This window comes from uncultured Sphingosinicella sp., from assembly GCF_963974575.1.
Lineage (GTDB): Bacteria > Pseudomonadota > Alphaproteobacteria > Sphingomonadales > Sphingomonadaceae > Sphingosinicella.
Genome location: NZ_CAXBBQ010000001.1, coordinates 534,376 through 561,258 on the forward strand (window position 1 = coordinate 534,376; position 26,883 = coordinate 561,258).

Consider the following 26,883-nt stretch of genomic DNA (forward strand, 5'->3'; position numbering starts at 1 on the left):
CCCGCGGACGCGGCGGGCGCGCGCCTGCACCGAAACCGTCGTTAGAAATTGCGGCGCCACTCGATACCGATCGTTCGCGGCTGATTGACGACGATACGGGGGCGGCCCGGCGTCTGCACGCCAAGCGGAGGAATGTCCGCATAGTTCGCCGCTTCATCAAAGATGTTGTCCACGAACAGCGCGATCCTGCCCAGACCGAATTCCGCCCCCAGCCGGGCGTTCGCGACCTTGAACGCGGGACGGCGCAGCGGCGTCGTCGGGTTGTTGTTCCCGCTCCAGCTACCGCCCGTGTAGGAATAATCCGCGTGGAGGAACGCGGGGACCGCGCCGACCTGGAAATCCTGATCGAGCGCGACGCTCCAGGTCCACTTCGGCACGTTCTGGATGGAGTCCCCGCGCGTCACCGTGCTGAGCCCGCCCGTGTCGGTGATTTCGGTATCCACGTAGCCGACATTGAAGAGAATGCGCGTGTCATCGAACGGCAGCAGATCGAATTCGAGTTCGGCCCCCTGAAGCCGCGCCTCGCCGGCGTTCACGTTGAGCGAGAAGCCGCAGCCGAGGCCCTGCCGCTGCTGCAGATCCTTCCAATCGATGCGGAACGCGGCGACGTTCACCGTCATGCGCCGATCAAGCCATGATGACTTCAATCCCGCCTCGTAAGAGCGCAGCGAATCTGAGTCGAACGTCGTCGTGTCGCCAAGGCCGAGCCCATCGATTTCCCCCTGGCAGAGCGCGGCCGCATAGAAGTTCACACCGCCGACGCGGAAGCCTTCGGACATGGTGAAATAGAGCATCCGGTCGTCATCGATATCATATTGCACACCGACCTTGGGGGTGACGCCCTTCTCGCTCTGCTTGCCCGCGTAGAATTCGTCCGGGCCGATGAAGTCGCCGCCCTGCCGGAGATTGAAATCGACCTCGTTCTTGAAGGCGCGTGCACCGGCGATGAGCCGAAGCGCATCGGTGACGTGCCACGTCGCTTCCGCGAATACCGCCTTCTCGGTAACCTTCGTGGGGTTGTCGAGATTGAACGCATCGTCGGAAAACCCATCGATGATCGTGGTCGGGAAGCGCCAGTCCGACTTCGAACGCTGGTAGAAGAGACCGGCGGTGAGATCGACAGGGCCCTCCCAGCCCGACACGAAGCGCAATTCCTGGCTGAAGATCTTCTGATCGGTTTCGGAAAAGGTGGTCGACGCGCCCTGGAAACCGAACACGGCCGTCGTCCATTCCGAGAAATCCTCGGAATCGCTGTAGCTGCGATCGAAATACGACGTGGCGGCGAGGAACGTGCCGAAGGGCGCGTTGTATGTCGCCGTGAGCGTCGCGAGCGTCCATTCGTTCTCGCTCGGTTCGTCGATATCGTACTGGCGCAGATTGACGCGGTTGCCCGCTGTGAAATCCGCCTGCGTGCGGCCATCGCGCTCGGTGCGCTCATACATGATGCGCGGCGCGATCGTGAGGTCGCCGCCCGCGAGCGACAGCAGACCCGAAAGCTGCAGGCCGCGCACCGACTCGCTGTCGATATCCTTGCGCCGGGCGAAGGGCGTCGGCGCATCGGCGCGCGGGGCGCGATCGATGAAGCCGCCGTTTTCCTGGATGTAGCCGACCGCGCGTACCGCGAAGACGCCGGGGACGACGGGCAGGTTCACGGCGCCGTCGACGCCGTAGTTCATGCCGCCCTCGTGGATCGTCGAGACGAGCGCGTGCGCCCGGCCGGATGTCTCATCGAGATCAGGCTGGGTGGTGATCAGCCGCACCGTGCCGCCCATCGAGCGCGCGCCATAAAGCGTGCCCTGCGGGCCGCGCAGCACCTCGATGCGCTCGAGATCGACGACGCGCGGATTGAGCGTCGCGAGCAGCGGCGAATCGTCGATGTAGAATCCGGTCGTGTTGTTGCCGAACACGCCGCGGATCGCGATCGAGAGCGCGCCGTCGGTCGAGCTCGACCCAGAAGCGGAGAAGCTGAGGTTCGGGATGCGCGTTGCGTAGTCGTCGAACTCGGAGAAGCCTGCGCGCTCGATATCCTCGGTGCTGAGCGCCGAAATTGAAATGGGCACGTCCTGGATGGATTGCGCCCGCCGCTGCGCGGTGACGACGATCTCCTCACGCTCGACGGCACCCTCCTGCGCCAGCGCCGACGTTGCCGCCAGCGCCAGACCCGCCACGCTGATCAGCAAATCCGCCGTGCGCCTGTTCATCTTCGAAATCATGAGCCCCTCCCTGCTGTACGCTGGAAATCCCGACATGGATCGTGTCTAATTTCTCCTTCGCGTATACGATCGTATATAACGAATGTATACGTCTGTATAGTCTTGTTTCGAAGGAACGCGATTGTGAGCCAGATCGAGGCGCAGGGCCGCCGCCAGCTTCTGAAGGCCGGTATGAAGCTGTTCGCCGAGCGCGGCTTCGCCGCAGTCGGTCTGCGCGAGATCGCGGCGGCGGCGGGCGTTTCGCTTGGATTGGTCCGCACGCATTTCGGATCGAAGGACGGCCTGAGGGAGGCGATCGACGCCCATGTGCTTGAGGAGATTCGCGCGCTCTACGCCGCTGTTCTGGAGCATTCCTCCGTCGAAGCGCTCGAGCAGGCGGTAGAGGACGCGCTCGACTGGATTCCCCGCGACCACGACGCGCTGATGTACGCGCGTATGTCGCTGATGGAACGCACCCCCGGCAGCCAGGCGCTGTTCGACGAGATGCTGGCGGTGATGCGCCAGTTCATCGACAATAATGCAAGGCTCGGCTTCCTGCAGCCCGATGTGGACCGCGAATGGGCCGCAATCTACATGGTGTTCGACTTCATCGGCCCCGCCGTCATCGAACCCTTCGCCGAGCATGCACTCGGCCAATCCATGTATGCGAAGCCGATGATCGCAAGGCGCAACGCTTTCATGATCCGCCTGTTCACGCGCGGCTTTCTGAAGCGTGAGGGATAATCGATATGTTCGAGGCGAGGAACGACAACCTGCGCCAGAAAAATCCATCGACGTGACGATGCCCTTCTTGCCGAGCGGGTCGAATTCCTCCCAAGGTTCGCGCGGAACCAAAATCGCCGCGGACCTTTCCGTATCCGGGCATGATTGCGGTTGATGAGGGGGCGCATTTGAACAGGTGGCAGTGGGCCTTTCGACTTTTAACGCGGCGAATGTGGTTTCGCGCGGCTTTGTTTTGCGTCTTCGCCATACTGCTGGCGCTCGCCAGCGCATTCCTCGCGCATCTTATTCCGTACCAGTTTGCCTCGAAAGTCGGCGCGCAATCGGTCGACAACATCCTGAACGTGCTGGCGTCCAGTATGCTCGCGGTGACGACCTTCTCGCTGACAGCGATGGTATCGGCCTATTCCGGCGCCACCAGCAACATCACGCCGCGCGCGGTGCAGTTGCTGGTCGACGATTCCACGGCGCAAAACGCGCTTGCCACCTTTCTCGGCAGCTTCCTGTTTGCGATCGTCGGGATCATTGCGCTTTCGACCGGGCTTTACGGAGACAGCGGCCGCGTCATTCTGCTCGGCGGCACCATCCTGATCATTGCGATCATCGTGATCACCTTCCTGCACTGGATCGAGCACATCACCCGCTTCGGCCGGGTCAACGACACGATTCACCGTGTCGAAAGCGCAGCGATGAAGGCGGCACTCACCATGGGCGCCTCGCCGCACTTCGGCACCCGCCGACAGCGCGAGGTGCCGGACGACGCCTGCCGCATCCATCACGATTGCATCGGACGTATCACGCACATCGACATCACCGTACTGCGCGAGGTGGCCAAAGACCTTGATGCCGAGATCATCCTGTCCGCGCTTCCGGGAACCATGGCCGATCCGTCGCGGATGCTTGCCTGGACCACGGCCCCGATCGAAGACGAACATTTGAAGCGCTGTCGGTCTGCCTTCACCCTCGCGCACGACCGTGCCTTTGATAACGACCCGCGGTTCGGCCTCGTCGTTCTTTCGGAAATCGCATCGCGCGCGCTTTCGCCTGCCGTCAACGATCCGGGGACGGCCATTTCAGTGATAGAGGCCGGGACGCGGGTTCTGACAGCCATGCTGAACACCGAAGCGGACGAGGATGAAGAACAGGCAGACAATGTCATCGTGCCGCCGTTCGCTTTCCCCGAATTGCTGGAGGATCTGTATCGGCCGATCGCGCGCGACGGCGCCGGGATGCTTGAGGTGGCGATCCGGCTGCAGAAATCGCTGGCCGCGCTTGCCGAAACGGCACCCGAGGGCGCCAGCGACTGCGGCAGGGTGGCGCGCAATGCGCTGGACCGCGCGCTGCACGCCATGACCAACGCGGCCGACCGCGAGAAGATCACGCACGTTCATCTCCGCTATTGGCCGACACCATGATCGTACCGCATGGCAGGAGGGGCGGACGCGACGTTCGGCGTGACGTCCGCCCTTCACCGCATTTTCCTGCGCGCCATTCCTGCGGCGCAGGCTGGTAAGACAATGGCCAGCTCCGGCTGAAGCGCGGGGCCGGCCACGGGAAGTGTCCTGTCTTCAGAACCTGTATTCGAGGCTCAGACCATAGGTGCGCGGCATGTTGTACCACACGTTCTGGTAACCGAAGAGGCCGACCTCGACGACGTCGATGATCGTCACTTCATCAGTCAGATTTTTCACCCAGAAGCTGAGCTCGAACTTGTCGTTCATTCCGGTATAACCGATCGAGGCATTCAGGTTTTCGGTGGCGCCCTGGCTGCTCAGTTCTCGCAGCTCGCGCTCGTCATAATAACGATGACCGGAATAGGAGTAGTCGCCGCGTAACCAGAAGTCGCCCTTGCTCGTCGGCACGGTATATTTGCCTACGATGTTGAACTGGCTGTTGGGCGCCCCGATCAGGCGATTTCCGCTCAGATCTTCGGTGACGCCGCCGGTTTCGCGGACAAAGTCCTTATACTCACTCTTGAGCAGGCCGACGCTGGCGCCGAGTTCAAGATTATCGACCGGCATGGCTTGCACCTCAAGCTCGATGCCCTTGATCGTTGCGTTCGAAGCATTCTCGATGAACTGCAAGCCGCCCGCGGTGAAGGTGAACACCTGCAGGTCGCTATAGTCATAGAGGAACGCCGTTGCGTTGATGCGCAGGCGCCGATCGAACAACGTCGATTTAATGCCGGCTTCGTAGCTGACGACAGTTTCGGGGTTGAATATGCGTTCCGCCCCGACGGGATCGTTGAAGGCGCCGGTGTTGAAGCCGCCGCTGGTGAAGCCGCGATTGACGCTGGCGAACAGCAGCACATCATCCGCAATCTCATAATCGATGGCGGCGCGGCCGGACCATTCTGTCCAGCTTTCGGAGAGCTGCAGATCGAACAGGGGGCCCGGGAATACGGAAACGCCCGCTGCCGTCGTTGCGAATGTGCGATGGTCGAGCTTACGCTTTTCGTGGTTGATCCGCCCGCCCAGCGTCAGGTTCAGGCGGTCGGTCAGCGCCAGACTCCCTTGGGCGAACGCGGCAAACGTATCGGTTTTCTGCGTATAATATTGGTCGAATGCGTCAAAGCCGAGCGCGAAGCTGACAGAGGCCAGGTTGTAGAAATTGTGCACTGTGCCTTTTTCGTGGAAGGCAAAGGCACCGACCAGCCAGCTGAAGCTGCTGTCGGTGGGTGAGCTCAGGCGCAGTTCCTGAGAGATGGACTCGAACGTCGAAGGCCCCCAGTCAATCGTGAAGATCGTGCTGGGTGCGCCATTGCCTTCCTGCAGCACATGCCGCTTGGATTTTTCATAGCCGCTGACCGAGGTGAGCGTATAGCCATCGCCCAGTTCGAAATCGCTGACGAGCGAGACCCCCACCAGATCGACCTTGGCGAAAGTATCCCCCTCATAGGTGTTCACATAAGGGTCCGGGTTCGGGTCCGCATAACCCAGGATATCAACGGCGTTGCCCGCAATAATATCGTTTGCGGACATCTTCACGAAGTTGCCGAGCGCCAATTGTGCGGGATCGAATATGCCGCGATGCACGCTGTTGTTGTGGGTGGAATCCGAACTGCCGCCGTGAACATTGAGCTTGATGTCGACGGCGTCGCTCGGCTGCCAGCGCAATATCGCGCGCGCGGCCCACTGCTCTGCGTCGTTGACTGTCTTGCCGGTGCCCAGATCCTTCACATAGCCATCGCGTTTGGACCAGGTGCCGGCGACACGCGCGGAGAGCGTGTCGGAAAGCGGCAAGGTTGCCGCGCCTTCGAGTTCATAGGCGTCGTAATTGCCATAGCCTGCGCGGACATAGCCTTCGGTGTCGCGCCCCGGCAGCTTGGAATAGACCGAGATCGCGCCGCCCGTTGCGTTCTTGCCATAGAGCGTGCCCTGCGGGCCGCGCAGCACCTCGATCCGTTCCAGATCATACATCTGGAACAGCTGGCCGGACGGCGCCGAGAGATAGACCTGGTCGAGATACACCGCGACCTTGCTTTCGGCGGTCTGGTTGAAGTTGTTGTTGCCGATGCCGCGCATGAAAATCTTGGGACTTGATGAGCCCCACAATGCGGAGATGTTGAGGTTCGGTACGGTCGAGGTCAAATCCTCGACATCCTTGAAGCCCGCTTCCTTGATCCGCTCCGAATCGAGCGCCGAAACCGCGAGCGGCACGTCCTGCAACGATTCCGAGCGGCGCTGGGCGGTAATGACGATGTCAGCGATGCCATCTGTTTCCGTTTCCGCCTGCTGCGCGTGCGCCGTCGGCGCCCCCAGCACTGCGGCGACCCCGCATCCGGCCAGCAAATAGGTTTTCAGGCTATTCATAACTTTGTCACTCCCTCCCACTTTTCCTTTGGATCATCCCGTCTGCGCGGGTTTTTGTGCACCTTGCGCGGGGCATCTCGCGTACCCGTCTCGGCTGTTTCCGGCATAATCCCTGATGCGCAATTCCCCCCACCCGAAAGGGTGGTAGCCGCTACCCGATGCGTCTTCCGATGATTTCCTTCATGATTTCGCTGGTGCCGCCGAAGATGCGCGTTACGCGGCTATCCTTCCACAGACGGGCGATCGCATATTCGTTCATGTAGCCCGCGCCACCATGGAGCTGCAGCGCCGTATCGCAACATTTCCACTGGAGTTCCGTGTGCCACAGCTTTGCCGCCGAAGCCGCCGCATTATCCAGTTCGAGGTCGAGGTGCCGCTTGATGCACATATCGATATGTGCCCAGCCGACCTGCAGCTGCGCCTTCAGATCGGCAAGCACGAAGCGCGTGTTCTGGAGATCGAGCACCCTCCGGCCAAAGGCGCGCCGTTCACGCGTATAGGCTACGGCTTCGTCAAAGGCGCGCTGTGCCGAGGCCTGCGCCATGATGGCGATCGCCAGCCTTTCCTGCGGAAGGCTTTCCATCAAAGCGGCGAAGCCTCCACCCTCCCTGCCCAGAAGATTGGCGCCAGGAACGGGAACATCATGAAAAAACAGCTCTGCCGTGTCCCCGCTATGCTGCCCGATCTTGTCAAGCGCGCGCCCACGCTCAAACCCGGCCATGCCGTTTTCCACCACCAGCAGGCCGATCCCCCTGGCGCCGGCTTCAGCGTCTGTGCGGGCAGCAACAATCACGATGTCGGCGCAGAGGCCGTTGGTGATATAGGTTTTCGCGCCGTTCAGCCGGTAATGGTCGCCTTCACGGGTCGCGGCGGCGCGCATACCCTGCAGGTCGGAGCCTGCCTGTGGCTCCGTCATGGCGATCGCGCCGACGATGTCCCCTGAAACCATGCCGGGCAGCCAGCGCGCGCGCTGTTCGTCGTTGCCATATCGCGCGATATAATCGGCCACGATATCGGAGTGGACCAGCAATCCCGGCGGCAGGCCGAGATAGCCCAGTTCCTCCGCAATCACTGCGTTGAAGCTGAAGTCGAGACCAGGCCCGCCCCATTGTACGGCGATCTGGGGGCAGAGCAGTCCGGCCTCGCCGCACGCGCGCCAGAAAGAGCGGGGCGGCAGGCCCGCCTGCTCCCACTCCGCAATGTGCGGAATGATGTGCTGCGCGGCAAAACGGCGGATCGTCTCGCGGAATTGCGCGTGCATATCTTCATAAAAATCGTTCCGCGGACGGGCGAGCGCGTTCATCATCCCACCCGCCGCTTTTCCCCGCTCCAATAGGGCGCGCGCAGCACGTGCTTGAGCACCTTGCCGCTGGCGTTGCGGGGCAGCGTCTCTACCTGTTCGACCCGGCGCGGCACCTTGTATCCGCCGAGCTTCGTGCGGCAGAAGGCAATCACATCCTCCGAGGGCAGAGGCATGTTGCCGGCGGTTACGATAAACGCCAGCAGAGCCTCGCCATAGCGCGCATCGGGCACGCCGATCACGGCCGCATCGATGATGTCCGGATGGGCGAAGAGCGCATTCTCGACTTCGCGCGGATAGATGTTCTCCCCGCCGCTCACGACCATGTCCTTGATGCGGTCGCGGATGTAGAGATAGCCTTCCGCGTCCAGCTCTCCGGCATCGCCGGTATGCGCCCATCCGTCCTTGAGAAACGCCGCCGTGGCCTCCGGCAAGTTCCAGTATCCCGGCACGATCTGCGGCCCGTGCGCCAGGATCTGACCCGCCGCGCCCGGACCGGCAGGCCGGTCGTCTTCATCGGCAGTAATGATCTGTGAGCCCGGCAAGGCCCGTCCGCACGAAAGCAGCAAATGCTGTTCACCAGCCAGCGCCCGGCGGTGTTCGTCCGCGCCCAGCAAGGTGAGGATCGCGGTCGTTTCCGTCATGCCATAGGCCTGATACACGTCACAGCCGAACACTGTGACCGCGCGTCGCAGCACATCCTCGGCGATCGGCGACGCGCCATACATCAGAACCTTGAGATGCGACCAGTCGCGCTGCGCGATATCCTCCACCTGGGTGAGACAGGCCTGGATCATCGCGGGGACAAGGAAGGTAAAGCTCACCTTCTTGCGCTCCAGCGTATCTACGACATCACAAGCATCGAAATCGCCCTTCAGGTGGATTGTCAGCCCGCGTGCGGTGCTGAAAGCGGCGATCCAAACGGCTGCCGCATGATAGAGCGGCGTTACGACCAGCGCGCTTTCGCCCGCATCGGGCAGGCGTGTAATCATCTGCAGGCACTGGCTGATATTCGCGGCATAATTGGCATGGGTAACGATGACCCCCTTGGGCAGGCCGGTCGTGCCGCTCGTGTACATCTGGTAGAATATGTCCGCGCCCGTTATCCCGCAGTCCACAGGCGTATCCGGCTGCGCGGCCAGCCATGCGTCATATCGCGGCGCTCCCGCGGTCTCACCGTCGAAGGAAATCACAGCCGCAATTTCGGGGAGATCCCCAAGGATCTGCCCCACCGGCGCATCGTAACCCGGCCCGATAAACAATGCCCTGGCGCCCGCATCTTTAAGGATGTGCAGCCATTCGACCGGCGCAAGTCGATAATTGAGCGGCACGGGCACCGCGCCGGTCCGCGCGGCTGCGAGATACATCAGCCACATGTCCGCGCAGTTTTTCGCCACATAGCCAAAACGCTCGCCTTTGCGCAGACCGAGCCCCCGCAGGCCGTTGGCAATACGGTTCACCTCCGTGCCGGCCTCTGCAAAGCTCAGGCTGCGCCGTTCATCAACGACGCAGGTCTGCCGGGGGCGTGACCGCACAAGGAAATCGAACATGTCGTGAAACAGCGGGGTCGCGATCATCGCCTGCCCCCCTGACGCGATGCCGCCAGCCGAGTCAGCGCCGCCTCGGGCTGCGCATCGGCCGGTATCGTCGTGATGTTTTCCCGACCATCCGCATCATCGGGCACTGCCTCCCAGTCCGCCGTGGCAATGTCCCGGCCGATCAGCCTGAGCACAACGCCAGCGTGTTCAGCGATACGCAGCAGAGGCGAAATGCTGTCCAGTGCCTGGGCTTCCGGCTCATCGAGAAGAATTGTGCCGCTGAGCGCGGCGCCTGCCATCTGCCGCAGGATATGCCCTAGAGCCGCGACAACGTCGTCGAGCGCGTCCTCATCCTCCAGCCCACAGCCCAGCCGGGACGGGCCGGGAAGGCGCGGCGCGCACAGCGCCGCCGCCGGGCTGTGCGTCAGCGTGGCGAGGCCGGTCGCCAAGCTCTGCGTAAATGCCGCCGATCCGACGAGGCTGTCCAGTGCGCCTGCGCAGTCCATGTTGTCCCCGTTCCGGGGCAGCGAAGACATGAGCAGCGGCTCGATCGGCACCACCAAACGCCATGGCCGCAACAGGCCGGCCAGCTCGCCATAAAACGGGCCCAGAGAGGCGGGGGTTTGCCATGGCTCACCCCCCCCGCGCAGAAGTCGCGCGCCATAATCATGCGCGTCCAGCCAAAGCCGCGCCACTATGCCGCCCCTTTCAGCTCGGCAATCTGCTTCTCCAGCGCCTCGATTTTCACCTGCATCGGGTTGGGCATGACGACGGGCGCGTTGGCGTGCCCAGCCGGGAAGCAGTGGTCCGGGCTGCCGCCATAGATCGTTTTGGGATCTCTCCAGCTGCCATAATAAGGCAGGTCGGCCGGCGGCTCCGGCGTAACATGACGCGCACAAAACGCGTCATAGCTCATCGCGCCCGCGAGCCTCTCCTTGCGCACAGCATCGCGGGCCTCAGCGGTTGCCGCCTCGTCCACGATGCGCGTCTGCGGATCGAATACGACGCGATAGATGCGCCAGGCGACATCCGGCGAGATCAGATCTTCCTCGTAATCGCGCATGACGTCGGCCGGGTCGCGTTCCAGCGGGTCGCCGAAGCCGCCGCCCGTGCCCTGCGCGATCATATACAGCTCGCCGCGCGACGCGAGCGCATAGGGAAGGGACATCGGATGCGTGCTGTATTCCGCGTCCTCGAACGGGCGCTCGTTCATCATCTCGGCGATGGAGAAGCGGAACCGGCCCGGGTCCGTCTTCATCGCTTCGAACACATCGACGCCGCGCACCCGCGCCAGCGGGTAGGTGGGGCATCCATATCCGCCGAACAGCCCCGGCACATTCGGGAATTTAGACCCGATGGCGGTCAGCATGAATCCCCATGCAGGGCTGTCACGCAGGGCGAGCATCATCTGATAGCCCATGCCGCCGCGCTGGCGGCCAAAGCCCTGATTGTCGCGCATGAGCTTTTTCGAAACGAGCTGCACGAAGGGCATTTCCTCCTCCATGAACTCCTGCTCGCCAAGATCGGCCATGGTGGCGAAGATCGGGGCGCAGCTATGCTGGCCATCCCTGTCGGCAAGCGCGCCGCCGCCCATGCCGTTGATGTCGGCGCAGACATTGCCCACCATCTCGCCATGCTGGGTTATGCCGCCAAACAGGAACGTGTTGATCATGCAATACCAGGGCGCGATCACCCGCGTATATTTGCCGGGCACGCCATAGAGGAATTTCATGACCGAAACCTGGGCCACGCTCCAGGATGTGAACACGGACATCATGCACTGGGAAATCGGCGCGCTCGGCGCCGGGCGCATGATCGAATGTTCGTCGAACAGGAATTTCACCGAATTGAGCACGGCCTGATTGCGCGGCAGATCGGGCCAGACATAGGCCAGCATCAGCTGCGAGAGCATACCCTTCAGCGTGATATCGAGCGTGTTGTTCGCACGGTTGGAAAATTCCGGCGATGACCCGCGATAATCGAACGTCAGCGTTTCGCCCTTTTTCGTCACCGCGAGGTTGATCTTGATCAGCGCATTTTCGCGCAGCGTGCCGTCCGTCCACCAGCTGTGCCGAGTGGTGCCCTCGGGCCATTCCATCAGGCGGCGGCGCACCTCGGCATCTGTATCTTCAAGATTGCGGCGCAGGCAGGAAACGACGGCTTCCAGTCCGAATTCACGGATGGCTTCGTGAAGGCGCTGCTCCAGCCGGCGGCAGGTATACATCTTCACCTTCATGTCGGCGTACTGCAGCTTCGGCTCACGCACCGAATTCTGCAGGAAGGTGACGATATCGCGCCGCAGCCGGTAGTTTTCCGCGACACGGAAAGGCGGCATCCTCAGCCCCTCATCCCAAACCTGCTCGGCGATGGAGGGCATACCGCCCGGCTCGATCGCGCCGTTCTCACCTTCGTGCACGGTCGCGCCGACCCACGCGACATGTTCGCCTTCCCAGAAGACCGGCATCATCAGCGACTGATCGGTATTGTGCGCCTGCCCGTAATGCGCATCGTTCACCAGAAAGGCGTCGCCCTCGCGGATGCCGACGCTGGGGTCTTTCGCCCAGTATTTGTTGATGAACTTGATCGGATACTGAACGAGATTGACGAAGATTACGACGCCGCCCGTGCTGGCGAGGCTGAGGTCGCCGGCCGCGGTGAACATGGCGGAAACGCAGTCCCCCCATTTCGCGCCCGGCGCCGCGCCCATGTTCTCCAGCATCTCGAAGCTTTCATTGGCCCCGGCCATCAGCCGCTCGCGCACGATTTCAAGCCGGGCGGGGTCGCTCTCCTTCGCCATGCACCGCTCTTCCAGCGGCGTGCGCGGCGCAAAGCCATGATTGTTCATGATCTCCGGGTCGGGCGCGAGGAACAGCGTCGCGTCCTGAAGGAATTCGCTGACGTTCGTGTTTTCTATGCTCATTGCGCGCCTCCCGACCCGGGTTCATTGCGTTGCATCCATCCCGCGCCATAGCGCCCGACGGACAGACGCCAGCCCGGCTCGACGAGGAAGGTGGTGGATTGGGAAATCACGACGGCGGGGCCGGTCACGACCGCGCCCAGCGCCAGCGTTTCCAGTGTGTGGAACGCGGTCTCTACCGGGCCTTCCACCCCGACGAAGTGACAGGGGCGAACCGCCTCTGCTTCGGGGGCCTCGTGCAGGCTGTCCTCCGGCGGCAGAATATCGGCAAAGCGCAGCTTCGGCGTCGTGACATAGGAAGCCACGCGCACGGTATTGATCCGGATGCCTGCCTCGGGCGACTGGCTGCCTTCGCCGTAGCGCTTACCGTAATCCCGCCCGAACACGCCGATCAGTTCCAGCAGCTCGTCACTGTTGCCGATGCGGTTGCGCCCCACGACCACGGCGGTCTGCGCCAGCTGATTGCCGTAGCGCATGTCGACTTCGAGCCGGTGCTCAATATCGTCTTCGGCGAAGCCCTGCCGTAGCAGGTCTGCCCGGCCCTTTGCCTCCAGCTCGGGGACAATCTCGTTGAAGCCGTCGAAACTGGAAAGAAGCGAGCGGGTCACACTGTCGTAGATCTGAAGATACAGCGATTTCTCGTGAATATGGAGCTGGTCCATATTGCCCGCGCCTACCGCCGAAAACACGGAGCTGAAGGGGGGCACCAGCACGCGCGTTATGCCGATGGCGCTGGCGATGCCGCACGCATGAAGCGCGCCGTTGCCACCGTAGGCCAGCATCGTGAATTGGCTCGGTTCATAGCCACGGGCGCGCAGCTCCTGCGCGATGCCGTTTGCCATGTCGTTGTCGACCCGCTGCTTGACGAGTTTGGCGGCGGCAATCGTATCGGTGCCAAGCGCCTCGCCCAAGGTGCGGCGCATCACGCTGGCAGCGCGCTTTTCATTGAGAACGATACGACCGCCGGCGTAATTGTCGGTGCGCAGATAGCCGAGCAGCAGGTCCGCATCCGTCACGCTCGCCTCGCGGCCGCCCTTGTCATAGCACGCGGGGCCGGGATCCGATCCGGCACTTTGCGGCCCGACCGCGACGGTCTGGCGCAACCGGTCGAAGCGCGCGATCGAGCCGCCGCCCGCCCCCAGCGTGACGAGGTGGACCATCGGGATATTGACCATCCACCGCTCTATGACCGGATTGTAATCATAGAATTTGATCCCGCCCTCGACGACAAGGCCGATGTCGAAGCTGGTGCCGCCCATATCGGTGCACACGATATTGCCGAGGTCGGTCTCCGCGGCGAGATGCTCCGACGCGGCGATGCCTGCGACCGGCCCACTGTGGATGGTTTGCAGCGCATCGGTCGAGTTGAGCTGAGCCATGCCGCCGGAATTGTGCACCACCTGCATCGGGCGCTCGTGCCCGTTTTCGCGCAGGTTCAGTTCCAAGCTTGAAAGGCCGAGATACATCGCCTTGTGCAGGAACGCATCGAGGATGGCGGAAGATGTGCGGGCATATTCGCCCTTCCGACCGACCACCTTGTGCGCGAGGAGGATCGGCGCGGAGCCGAGCATGTGCTCGGGATATTCCTCGCGGATCACCTCTTCGACACGCAGTTCGTGCGCCGGATTGACCACCGAATTGACGAGGCTGACGACAAAGGCCTGCGCCCCGCGATCGACAAGGCGGTGCACCTGCGCGCGCAGATCGTCCTCGTCGAGCGCCATGATGATTTCGCCATTTTGGGCCATGCGTTCGCGCACGCCGGTGATGAGGGGAATCGGCACGAGAGGGTCCGGCCTTTCCGCCATCGGCAGATCCTTGCGCATCCTCTCCGGAAGGCCCTCGCCATAGCCGCGTCCACGGCTCAGGGGCACGGTGCTCTCGAAACCGGCGGTCGTTATCAGGCCGACGACCGGGCCACGCCGTTCAATGAGGGCGTTGGTGCCGAGCGTGGTGGCGTAGCGCACGCTGTCCACATCGGCCATTACATCTTCCAGGCCCAGGCCGAGCTGGCCATAGGCCTGCGCCAGCGAAGCATTGAATCCCAGCGCCAGATTTTGATGCGTGGTCAGGGCCTTCGCGGCCACATATTGATCGTCCCACACCAGAAAGCAGTCGGTGAAGGTGCCGCCGATATCAACCGAAACGCGCCGCATCGCTCAGTGCCCTCCCTTGTGATGGTGATGGGGCGGGGTGACGAAATCCGGCCCCAGAACGGGCGCGGTCAATGCCTCGCGCGCTGCCCATTGTGCTTTCAGCGCGTCAATATCGAACTCGATGTCATGCACAGGCGGATGGCCCGGCGGCAGATATTCGGCCTCGGCCATGTGGCCGCACCGTGGGCAATAATATTCGATGATGCTCAGCCACCGCGGGTCGGGCGCGAAGGTGAATTCATAGCGCTCCGGATCGATGATCGGCGCGTGGATCTCGCCTGGGTCGCGCGGGCGCAGCACCATGAATCGTTTGTAATTCTCGCGCGCGGAACCAAGCACTGCGCTGCAGGCGCGGCATTCCCATTGTTCGCTGTCCAGGTCTATGATCAGGGCGTCGGTGACATAGATTTTCATGATGCCTCAATCCTCGCGTTCGATCATCAGATCGGAGTTGCCGGTCATGGTGAAGCGCCAACCCGCGCGGACCTGGCAGGTGAAGAACTGTTCCTCGACAAGGCAGGGGCCGGGCGCGCTGTCGCCGGGCGCCATGTCCTCCACCCGGTAGAGCGGCATTCCGCCACGGGCGTTGCGGGTGCCCCCTGCGGTTGCCGCGCGGATGACCCCGCCGCCGGCCGCGCCGAGCGACGGTGAGGCTATGGGCCGCACCACCTCCATTCCCAGAACGCCTTCAGCGCTGTCCGGCACATTCTCGATCGGGCAGGCGCCGCCATCCTTCAGCGCCGCGCTCCATTCAATCGTGCAATCGGCGAGGTCGAAGCCCTCGCTTTGCATGGCGCGGGCGGCGCGGCGCATCAGGCTCTCCTGCGCCTGCCTGATCTGGTCCGGCGCGAAGCCTGCCATTTCCATCCGGTGCTCATGGCGGATCGGACTGAAGCCGATGCCAAACGCGCTGAACACGGCGGCGTAGCGGGGAACGATCACCTTCGAAATGCCCGCCCGTTCGGCGATGCCGCAGGCGCTCATCGGCCCTGCCCCGCCAAATGCCAGCAGTGCGCCGGCGCCGCTTTCGCCGCCCAGCTTGCCGACCGCTTCGGCGATCGCGCCGTCATACGCCGCTTCCGCTTTGTCGAGCGCTTCCTCGAGCGATATGCCCAGTGGTTCGGCAATATGCTCGCGCACCGCCCGCTCGGCCCGCTCGCGGTCGAGCGTCATGCGCCCGCCGAAATAGCTCGCCGGGTCTATAATGCCGAGCAGCAGCATCACATCCGTAATCGTCGCCTGCGTTCCGCCGCGCCCGAAGCAGGCGGGGCCGGGCAATGCCCCCATGCTTTCCGGGCCGACGGCGACCGCGCCATCGCGAACCGCCAGGATCGAGCCGCCGCCCGCCGCTATGCTGGGCACATCGGCGATCGGAAAGGCGATCGGCGCGGTTTCGACATAGCCCTGCGCGTGTTCGGCCACCCGGCCCCTGTCGAACAGGGCGAGGTCGGTCGTCGTACCGCCGATGTCGATGGAAACCACGCGGTCCAGCCCGTAGTGCGCCGCCATCACGCCGCCGCCTTCCGCGCCGCCGCGCGGACCGGAGGAATAGGTATGCAGTGCGATCGTGCGCGCGACGCGGGTTGATCCGCCATCGTTACGAAAAACCAGCAGCGGGTTGCGGATGCGCTGCTGACGCAGCCTATCCTCCGCATGATGCAGAAATTGTTCCATGGAAGGATGCAGGAACGCATTGAGAAGACCGGACCAGCCACGGCGGTCGAAATCGGCCCCGGGCGCGAGCTCGGTTGAAAACAGCAGCGGCACGGCGCCGAGCAGATGCCGCGGAAAGGCCCCGTAAAGCAGACGGCGCAGGCGCATTTCGCCATCGGGTGCATCGGCGCCGTCAAGGCAGATCACCAGCCGGCTCGCCCCTTCCGCCACCAGCGTACGCACCGCCTGTATGATCGCATGATCGTTTCGACGGCTCAGCGCGGCCATTCGCGTGCCGACCAGCGTGTCATATAAATCCGGCGAAGCCGCGCGCAGGCAGGCGGCATCCTCTTCCGTCTCCACCAGCAGGCCCAGACGCGGCCCCCTGCGCTGCGCGATGGCGTTGGTCCCTTGCGTCGTCGAATAGCGCAGATGGTCGATCGACGAGACCAGCTTCAGCAGGTCGCCCCGCGCGTCGGTTTTTTCCGCAAGCGCAGCCAGCCCGGCCATCAGACATTCGGTCAGGTCGTGCGGCGTTGTCAGCGTCTTGGCGTGATAGATTTTCTCGCCATCGAAGGCGCAGATGTCGGTCAGAGTCCCGCCATTGTCGATATTGACCAGCAGGCCCATGGCATCATCCTCCCCTCGGCGGGTTTCCTACCCGCGGTGTTTCGATGATGCTGTGCTTGGAATCGCTTCCGGTGCTTCTGCCCACCCGGACGGGTAGGGGTGGGGGATTATTGTTTGATCAGGCGGAAATGCCGCGCCGCCTGCACCGCCTGCATCCGGTTGCTGACATTCAGCTTCGCGTAGATATTGCGCAGGTGGAACTTGATCGTGTTTTCCGAAACGGCCAGCCGGTCTGACAGGTCGGTATTGCTGTGGCCCAGCGCCAGGAAGCGCAGCAGATCCTGCTCGCGCGGGGTCAGCGTTTCGATCGGCTGGTCGGGCGCGGCGGCGCTTTCCTCATGCGCCGGTTTCTTGATATCCACGAGCCTGCGCACCCAATCCGCTATCGGATCTTCGGCCCATTTGACATTCTGTGCCAGATTTTCCGCTGCCAGTTCGTTGAGCAGGCGCATCGCCGCCGGGCCTTCATCAAGAATAACCCGTATCATGCCGCCGCTCGCCGCGTGGCTTGCCGCCTCCATGATCGTACGCCGGGCGAGCGGCTGATTGCCTTCCTTTTCCAGACAGATCGCAAGCAATGTCTTGAGCCTGGCCAGCCGCCGGATACGCCGCCGCACCCCTGCTATGCGGATTTCTCCCTGCAGGCCTGCCCGCGCTTCGGCATGGCGCCCGCTATGCACCAGCAGGCGCAGATAGGTGATCCGCTGCGCCTCCGTCTCGCCGCTGGCGAAGATGAGCTGACCTTCGGTGGAAAGGCGCGCCTCCGTGCCGACCGCGCGCATACGCCGCTCCGCCGCCTCAATATCGCCCGCCAGCGTCGCCTCGCGCACCAGTTCCGCCCGCCCGCAGGCGACCAGCCGCTCCAGGCCATATTTGTGCCCTGCCGTTATCAGGCTCTCGTAAAGCTCGTGCGCTTTTACCGCATCACCCTCCAGCGCGGCGATCCGCGCGAGCGCGACTGTGCTCAGGCATAGCGGATCGACGATGCACTGTTGCTGGATGAACGGGAGATATTTCTCGATGACCGTGCGCGCCTCCGCCAGCCGGTTCGTCTCGTAGCGGGCATCGCCCAGATGGGCGGCGATGACGGCGCCCGCCCATGTCCCGCTGGGGGCTTCCTGTTCTACCCGCTGCAATGAGCGCGACAGCAGCGCGCAGCTTTCTTCGGCCAGCCCCTGCGACATCTTGGTGCTGGCCAATATCGATTCGGCGTAGCTGCCGCCGAAATAATTTTCGGCCTCTTCATGCAGCGGGCGCGCGCGCAGCATCAAATCGGCAGCCTCCGTGAACTGGCTCTGCGCGGTCAGCCAGAACGCATAGGCATTCAAGGCAACGCCATGGAAGAACGGCCTGTCTGGGCCCAGCCATTTGGCGGCGTCGCGGGCACGGCCCCCCATATCCTCGACATGATCCTCGGCGGCGAGGATATAGCACCGCTGCACTTCCCGCTCGGCCTGAACCTCTGGCGGCACATCCGGCTCGTGCTGCTGTATCCAATCGAGCAGATGATGCGCCCGCCCGAAATTGCGGCGAAAGCCATAGGCGATGATCGCATGTGAAACGAGCGAGGGTCGCGCGAGGAAAATTTCCGGCTCCAGCCGCTCGATCAACGACAGCAGCAGACCCAGCCGCTCCTCGCTCACGAGCCGCCGGGCGATGGCGCTCAGAAGATCAGCGGCCTCCGCCTGGGCATCGGCGGCAAGATAATGATCGACAGCCGCTTCCGTCATGGCGTTGGCGGCAAACCAGTCGGCGATCAGGCGGTGGCGCTGCGCCAATTCCGCGGCTGAAACGCTGCCGCGATAGCGCGCGCGCAGAAAATCACCGAACAAGGGGTGGAACCTGTACCAGTGCCGGTCGCCATCCACCGGATCGAGAAAAAGCCCCGCCGCCCATAGCGCATCGAGCGGCAGCTCGTCTTCGGCATCCACCATGATATGGGTGAGCAGGGACGCGCTGATCCGGTGCGGCAGGCACGCATCGAGCAGCAGGCGCTGCACCTTTTCCGACTGGAGGGCGAAAACCTCCTGCGCCAGATATTCCACCATGTCCTTCGCCATCGCGCGGCCCAACGCGTCACTCGGCGGGCACCCCGGCGATTGCAGGGCCAGGCTGATGAACTGAAATGCCGCGGGCCACCCATCCAGGCGGCTGTGCAGCCTGCGCACTTCCTCCGCGCCCACGCCGGGGCGCTCCGCGAAGAACAGGTGCGCTTCACCCAGATCGAAGCGCAGGTCGACGCTTCCCAGCACCACCGCGCGCCCACTCAGCTTCAGGCGCGCCGCAGCCAGATCGGGCATGATGCGCGATGCAATGGCAATGCGAATGCCCGGCGGCAGCCTCTCGATCAGCCGGGCGAGGAATGTATCCGTCTCCACCCCGGCGAAATGATCATATTCATCGAGCAGGAACAGCGCCGGGCCTTGTATCGCACCCAGCAGCGCGAGCAGATCGCGAGTCGGAGGCGGGGCCGTGTCCCCTTCCTGCAGCAGGCGTTCACAGGCCGCGGAAAACAGCTGCACCAGACGAGAGATATCCGCATCCTGCGACATCGGCGTGATCCACCCGACCTTGCCGCCCGCGTCCAGTTCCTGCTGAGCGAGCTGGCGCAGCAGGGTGGATTTGCCGTATCCGGCCGGCGCATGGACCAGCACGAGCTGCGCCTGCGCTGCGCCGCTGATGCGCTCAAGCAGCTTTTCCCGCCGCAGATCCACTCTTGTCCTCTCCGACACGCGGTTCCTCGACACCTGATTGGGTAGGGTTTGCCTCACGGTAAAGACATTTCCGCCTGCGCACGCTTCTTTGCCCCACCCTTTCGGGTGGGCGCCGTGTCCCTCACTGTCCTCATGAAGCGCGCAAGGAGAGATCAGTGACAAGCAGCAGCATCATTGTGGCGGGAACGGGCATGACACCCTTCTGCACGCCCGCCAATTCGCCGGATTATGTGAAACTGGCCGAGGCAGCTGTCAGTGAGGCGCTGAAGGCAGCCGGGCTGAGCTATAGTGCGCTGGATCAGGCCTATGTCGGTTATGTGTATGGCGACAGCACTGCGGGACAAGCCGCCCTCTATCCGGCCGGATTGACGGCGATCCCGATATTCAACGTCAACAACAATTGCGCGACCGGCTCCTCGGCGCTGTTTCTGGCGCGCCAGTCCATAATGTCCGGCGCCGCCGAGTGTGTCCTCGCTCTCGGATTCGAGCAGATGCGCCGGGGGGCTCTTCAGTCTCAGTGGAACGATCGCACCGATCCGCTTGAAAGGTTCCTGTCCGTAATCGACAACCGCTTCGGCCCTTCCGATGCGCCCATGGCGCTGCGCCTGTTCGGCGGCGCGGCGCTTGATTATCAGGAACGCCATGGCACCCCGGACGATGTCTTTGCCGCGATCGTGTGCAAGGCACGCCGCCATGCGGCCGGCAACCCGCTGGCTGTATTCCGGGAGCCGCTCAGCATCGAGGAAGTTCTGGCGTCCCCACGTCTTTATGGCCCGCTTACGCGCTTGCAATGCTGTCCGCCCACCTGCGGAGCGGCGGCCGCGATCTTATGTTCGCCGGATTTTGCGCGCCGGCATGGAATCTCGGACGATGTGAGAATAGCGGCTCAGGCCGTCACCACCGACGCCGCGGACAGCTTTGTGGGCGATGACCTCGGGGCGACCGTCGGAACGGGCATGACCAGGCGCGCGGCGATTCAGGTTTATGAGTCGCGGGCGATAGGCCCCGAGGACGTGGACGTTGTCGAACTGCATGATTGCTTCACCAGCAACGAAGTGCTGAGCTACGAGGCGCTGGGGCTGGTGCCTGAAGGCGGGGCTGAACGTTTCATCCGCGACGGCGACAACAGCTATGGCGGCCAGGTGGTCGTCAATCCATCCGGCGGGCTTCTCGCCAAGGGACATCCATTGGGTGCGACCGGGCTGGCGCAATGTCATGAACTTTTCGGCCAGTTGCGCGGTTCGGCCGGCGCCCGACAGGTGGAAGGTGCTCGTCTGGCGCTCGCGCACAATATCGGCCTGGGCGGTGCCTGCGTCGTGACATTGTATGAAAGCGTGGGCGGCCGCGTGTGAGGTCCATCCAAAGCGAGGGAATATGAATCGGCAATTGATAGCACAGCGCTGGTATTTCCGACAGAAACCAGCGGAAAAGGTTGATGGCCACACCTTTGAATGGCGCGAAGACCCTGTGCCTGATCTCGCAGAGGGCGAGTTCCTGCTGAAAACCCTGTATCTCTCGCTCGATGCGACCAACCGGGTGTGGATCAGCAACTGGGATATTTACATGGAGCCCGTGCATATCGGCGACCCCATGCGCGGCTTCGTGTTTGGCGAAGTCATCGCCAGCCGCCATCCCGATTATCCGGTGGGTTGCCACGCCAGCGGCCTGCATAGCTGGTCCAGCCTGATCGTCAGCGATGGCACGGGTTTTTCGCCTTTTCCCGCGCTCGGGGGCATAGACCTGGCAGAGGCATTCGCCGCCATGAGTGTTGCCGGGCCGACCGCGCATGTGGGTTTGCACCATATCGGCGCTCTGAAATCAGGCGATACCGTGGTGGTGAGCGGCGCGGCCGGCGCGGTAGGCATGATGGTGGGCCAGATCGCGCGCATCGCCGGGGCGCGGGTGATCGGCATCGCCGGCTCAGCCGCGAAATGCGCGCTGCTGCGGGATGAATTGGGCTTCGATGAAACCATCGATTATCGCACCGAGAATGTGAGCGAGCGGCTGGGGCAGCTATGCCCCGATGGCATTGATCTGTGCTTTGAAAACGTCGGCGGCGATATTCTCGACGCTTCGTTGACGCACATGAAGGACTTTGGGCGGGTCGTGATTTGCGGCCTTATCTCGACCTATAACAGCCACGAGCCCGTGCCCGGCCCTTATATGTTTCGCAACGTCATCATGCGCCGCCTCACGATGCAGGGCTTCGTGATCCTCGACCATGTGGATCTTATTCCGGCGGCGATGCGCGATCTTGCCGACTGGCTGCGTGAAGGCCGGATCAAGATGCCGGTGCACATGATCGAAGGACTGGAGAACGCGCCCGATGCGCTCAACCTCCTCTATACGGGCGGCAATACCGGGAAACTGCTGGTCCGCGTCGCCTGATCGATGCCGCTGGCGGCGCGACGACAAAGACCTCCCGAACATGCCGGGTTCAGACGGTTGACCCATGGCAAGCGAAAGGCGGCAATGTCGGCGCTACCGTCTTAAATCTCCCGGGACTTGAATTGAAACCACGATCGCATCGCTCGCGTTTGCGAAGTCCAGCGTGTCTCCGGGCTCGGCGCCCATCATTGCGCGGCTGAGCGGTGCGGAGAAGGAGAGCAGCCCGGCGGCGGGGTCTGCTTCATCGTATCCGACGATGGTGACGGTGCGCTCGGTGCCGTTCAACCGAAAGGTGACGGTGGAGCCGAAGGCCACGCGCGCGCCGTCGGCGTCTTCCATCAATTGCATCGTGGCTTGCCGGTTGCGCCAGTAGCGCAGGTCACGGCGCGTCGCCTTGATCGCGTCTTCGTCGCTGAGGCCCTGCAGCACGGCTTCGAGCTCTGCCACCCGCGCGCGTATCTGCGCCTGCCCGCGCGCGGTCACGAGGTTCGGCCCCGGCGGGATCGGAAGCTCGAACTTGGGTTCGAGATGTTCGTCATCGCTTTCGCGGCGAAAGGCGACACTCATGCTCCGCTCTCCTCTGGCGCGATCCAGTCCGCGATGTCGGGTGCCCCGCCGATGAGTGCAAGCCCATGCGCGATCGAGGTGAGTTCCTCGCCGCCTGCAAGGCGACTTTCCCCGAAGCGATCGGCGAACAACCGGCGTACCGCCGGGATCAGCGAGGAGCCGCCGGTCAGGAAGACGTGGTCGATATCGGCAGGGGTGAGGCGCGCTGTTGCGAGCGCACTGTCCACCGTTTCGGCGATGCGGGCGAGGTCCGCTGCGATCCAGCGTTCGAAGTCGGCGCGCGAGACCTCAGTGTTGATCGTCAGGTCGACGCTTTCGAAACTGAAAACCGCCTGTTCGTCTGCCGACAGCGCCCGTTTCAGCCTGCCGACCGCCTCGTAAAGCCCATGGCCGAGTTCGTGTTCCACCACCGCGATCATGCGGCCGATCGCGGCCGGATCGAGCGCCGCGCGCTTCAGCCGCGCCAGTTCGTCGAGCGTCCTGCGGTTCCGCATGAGCGCGAGCCGCGACCAGTCCCCGAAATCCGTGAAATGGCCGGCCGGAATCTCCAGCACCTTGTCGAAGGAGCGATACTGACCGCCCTTGCCGAGCAGCGGCAGGACCAGATGGTCCATGATCCGGTAGTCGAACCGGTCACCGGCGATGCCGATACCCGCTGCCCCCAGCGGCACACACCGCTGCGCCGCATCGGGCGCGACGCGGACGATCGAAAAGTCGCTGGTGCCGCCGCCGAAATCCGCCACCAGCAGTGTCGCGGGTTCGCTCAGCCGCGAGGCGAAGCTGTAGGCGGCGCCAAGCGGCTCGTAAACATAGTGGACCGGGCGGCCCAGGGCTTCGAACATCGCGTCGTAGCGTGTTCGCGCGAGCGCCGGATCGGGCCGTGCACCGACATAGCGCACCGGGCGTCCGACGACGATGCGGTCCGGCAGGTCGGCAAGCGGATCGCCGCCGTGCTCGCGCAAGTGAGACAGGAAAATCTGCCCCAACTGTTCGAAACGCAGCCGTGCCTCGAACACGCTCGCCTGTTCGAAATTGGGATTGGCGGCGACCGATTTGAACGATTGCAGGAAGCGCGAACCCTGTGGAAATTCGAGGAACTCGGCAATGGCCCACGGCCCGGCCGCGTGCGCGAGCCCGCCGCGGGCATCCTCGTCCTGCCAGAAACACAGTGCCGAGCGAAACACACTCGAGGGCCCGTCAGGCGCCGCGAAGCTGACGAGTTCAGCCGTTCCCTTGCCATTGGTGCGTGCGACCACCGAGTTGGTGGTGCCGAAGTCGATGCCGATGGCGCTGGCTTTGTCGGCGGGCACTGCATTTCCTTTCCAGCGAGCGGCCGGCGGCTATGGCAGGGCCACGCGCATAGGACAACCATGCCTGCATCACATTGACCCTCTCGGCCCAATGTTCTCCCCGCGCATAGGCGCGGCGAGCATTCCCTTTTATCTTGCTTTCACTTCCCTCCACTTCCTCCCCTCTCGCACCCTTCCGACCCTCGGACAGACCGATCCTGTCCCGGACGCGCATGGACGTGCATGGCACCCCTCTGATCAGGGGGTGGCGTTTTCCGTTTTGCTGGACGGCGGTGGACGCGTTTTCGGATCAAATGTATGCAAAAACTGATCTGAAATACGTCATGCTGCGCAGCATTCTCGCGGCATGACGGCGATCGAAAGTGATGCTTTGGGCATGATTTTCGCTCGCTTTCTCGCGTTAACGACGTGTTCGTTTGACAGCGATTCCATGCGGCGTCAGACGGGCTTTTCCACAACAAAAGGATGCTCAGACATGAACAATGCCGACCTCGCCGAAACGCTTGCCGAGACACTCGGGACCACCAAGGCCGATGCACGCAAGGCCGTCGATGCGGTGTTCGCCGCGATCACCGACGCCGCCGCCAAAGGCGAGGAAGTGTCGCTGAACGGCTTCGGCAAGTTCAAGGTGAAGGCTTCTCCCGCGCGCGAAGGTCGTAACCCGGCAACAGGCGCGGCGATGCAGATTGCGGCCTCGAACAAGCTCGCGTTCAGCCCCGCCAAGGCGGTCAAGGACCGGCTCAACGGCTGATTTTACGGATCAAAAATTGGAAAAGGACGCCGACCCACGGGGGCGTGGAGCCGGCGTCCAGTGCCCATAAGGCTAGTCACAAGCGCGCCGACGCACATTTTGTTCGGTGCGGGATCGCCGAGTTCGCGCTGGAACGACATGGCGACGATCGGCCAGTTGCGCACTTCGCGGCACCCCGCCAATGTGCCGACATGGAAGAGACTGACGACCTCGCAAATCTGGCGCGCATCCGATCAAGCTTCGCCAAACAGGGGCTGATGAGGACCCTTGGCGCAACGCTTGGGGACATTTCTCGTGGGTCCGTGGAAATCTCTTTGTCTCCAAGCCCCGCGATTTCGCAGCAGCATGGCTTTGTCCATGCCGGTGCGATCAGCGCCGTCGCCGATACGGCCGCCGGCTATGCGGCGCTCAGCACGATGGCGCCCGGCAGGGGCGTTCTGACGACAGAATTCAAGATCAATCTCCTTGCTCCGGCGGTGGGGGACCGTTTCATTGCGCGCGGCAAGGTTCTCAAAGCGGGCAAGACGCTCACGCTCGCGCAGGCTGAAGTGTTTGCGGAAAAGGACGGCGCGCTCAGGCTGATCGCGTTCTTGACGGCGACTTTGATGGCAATCGAAGGCCGGGATGGCATCACCGACTGACGCATATTTCGGCGCGGCGGCAGGTATTCAGCAGATTGGACAGGCGAGCGAAGGCTATTTCGCGACGGCTTCGAGCTCGGCGATGCGCTCGCTGCACACCGCATGGACGACGCGACCGAGCTCCTCGACCTGGGCGCCCAGCCACTCAAGATCCTCGGCGCTAATGCGGTAATGCTTCGAGTAGCGCGCCTTCACATAGGCCTCCTTCAGCTTCTCGAAGAGCGCGCGTTCCTTCTTCGTATCACGCGGCCAGACATGGAAAAGGCGACGGTCCAGCCGCTCGGCCTGCGTGCGCAGGAAGCCCAGATTATGGACGTGGGGCGTATAGAAGGTGCAGACCAGAAGGACGCAATGGTAGAGGCGTTCGGTCGCTTGATGCAGCGTAAACGCAGCATCTCGCAGTTCCTTCTGGGACACATAGAATAGAAACCCTTTCTTCGCGCTGAGCGCTAAAGGGAACCACTCCTCGAAGTACTCCCTGGCCATGGCGAGCGCCTGTTCAGGCGACTTCGGCTTCGGCGTATGGAACGGCGTGTCGTCGCTCTGATAGAGCGCAATGCCGTCCTTCGCGACGTCCATGAAGAAGTAGCGGCCATGGGCCAGGCCGTCGTTCACCTCCTGCAGCGAGTGCACGATGAAGTTGACCGGGGTCTTCAGAGTCTTGGTGATGCCATACTCGCGCATCAGCTGGTCCTCGGCCTTCTCCCAGTAGGGGATGCGGTCGGTGAGGCGTTTGTCGTTGACGACAACAAGCAGGTCGAAGTCGGATTTGTAGCCCTTGGCGGTGTGCGGCTCGTCGACCCAGCCGCCCCTCGCGTAGCTGCCGTAGAGCACGATCTTAAGGATGCGGGCCTTCTTCTTCCATGCCTGTGTGGCGAGGCTCGTCGCTTGCTCGAACCCCGCGAACAGCACCTCGAGAACGCGCTCAAGCTCGCGCTGCTTGGCTGGTGGCAGATGATCGAGGTCGGTGCGCATCGAAGACCTTCCTAGCAACTGGGGCATGACTTTGCACTGCAAGAACAGGGCGCTACGGCCACAACCCCCTGATCAGAGGGTTGTGGCCTCATCGAGTGCCACCAGGGCATCCGCCATGCGGCTTTCCACTTCGCGGACTGAGAGACCCAGCCGCAGCGCGATGCGGTCATTGACCAGCCCGTCCCAGGCCAGCTCCATGATCTGCCGCGACACGGGATCGAGCGCCGAAAACGCCGCCCGGTAGCGTCCGCCGACATCCGCGATCCGGCCGATAGCGCGCACCATGTGGCGCTCGACGCACCATTCGCTCATGCCAAGCTCGCGTGCGATCTCGGCGTAGCGCTTGCCCTCGACCCGGTGCGCCATGAACACGATGAGTGTCGTCTCAGGCAGGCCTTCAAACACCCGCCGCATGACCGATAGCCGGTCCATCTCCTGCGGCACGGCGGCTCCATTGATACGCTGCTGCATCCGTCTTCTCCCTCTCCAACAGCCGCACCCGGCGGAAGAGCGGGGTGGGCGGCGGAGCGCCGACAGGTCCGGCCATGAGGGCCGGGCCTGCACCCGAAGGGCTGGAACGCATGTGGAAGACCCGCGT

20 protein-coding genes are annotated in these 26,883 nt (G+C 63.2%); 6 read left to right on the plus strand and 14 right to left on the minus strand.

What is annotated here, in order from left to right; genetic code table 11:
• Positions 1-41: 41 nt before the first annotated feature.
• The gene (locus AAC014_RS02660) at positions 42-2,213 is read right to left on the minus strand and encodes a TonB-dependent receptor (RefSeq protein WP_339703804.1); all 2,172 of its coding nucleotides are present in this window, start codon (positions 2,211-2,213) and stop codon (positions 42-44) included.
• A gap of 123 nt (positions 2,214-2,336) precedes the next feature.
• Here AAC014_RS02660 and AAC014_RS02665 point away from each other — a divergent pair, with 123 nt between their 5' ends.
• Both AAC014_RS02665 and AAC014_RS02670 read left to right on the plus strand, forming a co-directional pair.
• Positions 2,337-2,936 (plus strand): helix-turn-helix domain-containing protein, encoded by a 600-nt coding sequence (locus tag AAC014_RS02665; protein ID WP_339703805.1) that lies wholly within the window; start codon positions 2,337-2,339, stop codon positions 2,934-2,936.
• 209 nt (positions 2,937-3,145) lie between these two features.
• Complete coding sequence (locus AAC014_RS02670) at positions 3,146-4,348, plus strand: DUF2254 domain-containing protein (protein ID WP_339703806.1); 1,203 nt, start codon at positions 3,146-3,148, stop codon at positions 4,346-4,348.
• A gap of 153 nt (positions 4,349-4,501) precedes the next feature.
• Here the strand turns inward: AAC014_RS02670 and AAC014_RS02675 are convergent, their stop codons facing one another.
• The 9 genes from AAC014_RS02675 to AAC014_RS02715 form a co-directional block, all read right to left on the minus strand.
• Complete coding sequence (locus AAC014_RS02675; protein WP_339703807.1) at positions 4,502-6,745, minus strand: TonB-dependent receptor; 2,244 nt, start codon at positions 6,743-6,745, stop codon at positions 4,502-4,504.
• A 151-nt stretch (positions 6,746-6,896) separates the two neighbouring features.
• Positions 6,897-8,006: an acyl-CoA dehydrogenase family protein gene (locus AAC014_RS02680; RefSeq protein WP_339703808.1), complete on the minus strand. Its 1,110-nt coding sequence runs from the start codon at positions 8,004-8,006 to the stop codon at positions 6,897-6,899.
• Between the two features lie 41 nt (positions 8,007-8,047).
• A complete protein-coding gene (locus AAC014_RS02685; RefSeq protein WP_339703809.1) occupies positions 8,048-9,622 on the minus strand; it encodes a long-chain-fatty-acid--CoA ligase in 1,575 nt (524 codons plus the stop codon).
• On the minus strand, positions 9,619-10,140 hold the full coding sequence (locus AAC014_RS02690) for a hypothetical protein (RefSeq protein ID WP_339703810.1): 522 nt from the start codon (positions 10,138-10,140) through the stop codon (positions 9,619-9,621). The genes AAC014_RS02685 and AAC014_RS02690 overlap by 4 nt, the downstream gene beginning before the upstream one ends.
• Before the next feature lie 137 nt (positions 10,141-10,277).
• On the minus strand, positions 10,278-12,503 hold the full coding sequence (locus AAC014_RS02695; protein WP_339703811.1) for a hydantoinase B/oxoprolinase family protein: 2,226 nt from the start codon (positions 12,501-12,503) through the stop codon (positions 10,278-10,280).
• Positions 12,500-14,656: a hydantoinase/oxoprolinase family protein gene (locus AAC014_RS02700; protein ID WP_339703812.1), complete on the minus strand. Its 2,157-nt coding sequence runs from the start codon at positions 14,654-14,656 to the stop codon at positions 12,500-12,502. Before AAC014_RS02700 ends, AAC014_RS02695 begins: the two co-directional genes overlap by 4 nt.
• Positions 14,657-14,659: 3 nt before the next feature.
• Positions 14,660-15,070 carry an acetone carboxylase subunit gamma gene (locus AAC014_RS02705; RefSeq protein WP_339703813.1) on the minus strand — a complete coding sequence of 137 codons (411 nt, stop codon included), beginning with the start codon at positions 15,068-15,070 and terminating at the stop codon, positions 14,660-14,662.
• A gap of 6 nt (positions 15,071-15,076) precedes the next feature.
• A complete protein-coding gene (locus AAC014_RS02710) occupies positions 15,077-16,939 on the minus strand; it encodes a hydantoinase/oxoprolinase family protein (RefSeq protein ID WP_339703814.1) in 1,863 nt (620 codons plus the stop codon).
• Positions 16,940-17,046: 107 nt separating this feature from the next.
• Positions 17,047-19,653 (minus strand): LuxR C-terminal-related transcriptional regulator, encoded by a 2,607-nt coding sequence (locus tag AAC014_RS02715; protein WP_339703815.1) that lies wholly within the window; start codon positions 19,651-19,653, stop codon positions 17,047-17,049.
• 155 nt (positions 19,654-19,808) lie between these two features.
• On the opposite strand from AAC014_RS02715, the gene AAC014_RS02720 reads away from it, so the two are divergent.
• Positions 19,809-21,005, plus strand: a complete 1,197-nt coding sequence (locus AAC014_RS02720; RefSeq protein ID WP_339703816.1) for a lipid-transfer protein — start codon at positions 19,809-19,811, stop codon at positions 21,003-21,005.
• Complete coding sequence (locus tag AAC014_RS02725) at positions 20,980-22,041, plus strand: NADP-dependent oxidoreductase (protein WP_339703817.1); 1,062 nt, start codon at positions 20,980-20,982, stop codon at positions 22,039-22,041. Before AAC014_RS02720 ends, AAC014_RS02725 begins: the two co-directional genes overlap by 26 nt.
• Positions 22,042-22,134: 93 nt before the next feature.
• Here the strand turns inward: AAC014_RS02725 and AAC014_RS02730 are convergent, their stop codons facing one another.
• Together AAC014_RS02730 and AAC014_RS02735 are read right to left on the minus strand one after the other, a co-directional pair.
• Complete coding sequence (locus AAC014_RS02730; RefSeq protein WP_339703818.1) at positions 22,135-22,608, minus strand: GreA/GreB family elongation factor; 474 nt, start codon at positions 22,606-22,608, stop codon at positions 22,135-22,137.
• On the minus strand, positions 22,605-23,918 hold the full coding sequence (locus AAC014_RS02735) for an Hsp70 family protein (RefSeq protein WP_339703819.1): 1,314 nt from the start codon (positions 23,916-23,918) through the stop codon (positions 22,605-22,607). The genes AAC014_RS02730 and AAC014_RS02735 overlap by 4 nt, the downstream gene beginning before the upstream one ends.
• A 475-nt stretch (positions 23,919-24,393) precedes the next feature.
• On the opposite strand from AAC014_RS02735, the gene AAC014_RS02740 reads away from it, so the two are divergent.
• Positions 24,394-24,669, plus strand: coding sequence for an HU family DNA-binding protein (locus AAC014_RS02740; protein WP_339703979.1), 276 nt, complete (start codon positions 24,394-24,396; stop codon positions 24,667-24,669).
• Between the two features lie 44 nt (positions 24,670-24,713).
• The gene (locus AAC014_RS02745) at positions 24,714-25,310 is read left to right on the plus strand and encodes a PaaI family thioesterase (RefSeq protein ID WP_339703820.1); all 597 of its coding nucleotides are present in this window, start codon (positions 24,714-24,716) and stop codon (positions 25,308-25,310) included.
• A 54-nt stretch (positions 25,311-25,364) separates the two neighbouring features.
• On the opposite strand, the gene AAC014_RS02750 is transcribed toward AAC014_RS02745, so the two are convergent.
• Both AAC014_RS02750 and AAC014_RS02755 read right to left on the minus strand, forming a co-directional pair.
• Positions 25,365-26,285: a nucleotidyltransferase and HEPN domain-containing protein gene (locus AAC014_RS02750; protein WP_339703821.1), complete on the minus strand. Its 921-nt coding sequence runs from the start codon at positions 26,283-26,285 to the stop codon at positions 25,365-25,367.
• A 72-nt stretch (positions 26,286-26,357) separates the two neighbouring features.
• Entirely contained in the window at positions 26,358-26,756 is a 399-nt protein-coding gene (locus AAC014_RS02755; protein WP_339703822.1) for a sigma factor-like helix-turn-helix DNA-binding protein, read from the minus strand.
• Positions 26,757-26,883 lie beyond the last annotated feature (127 nt).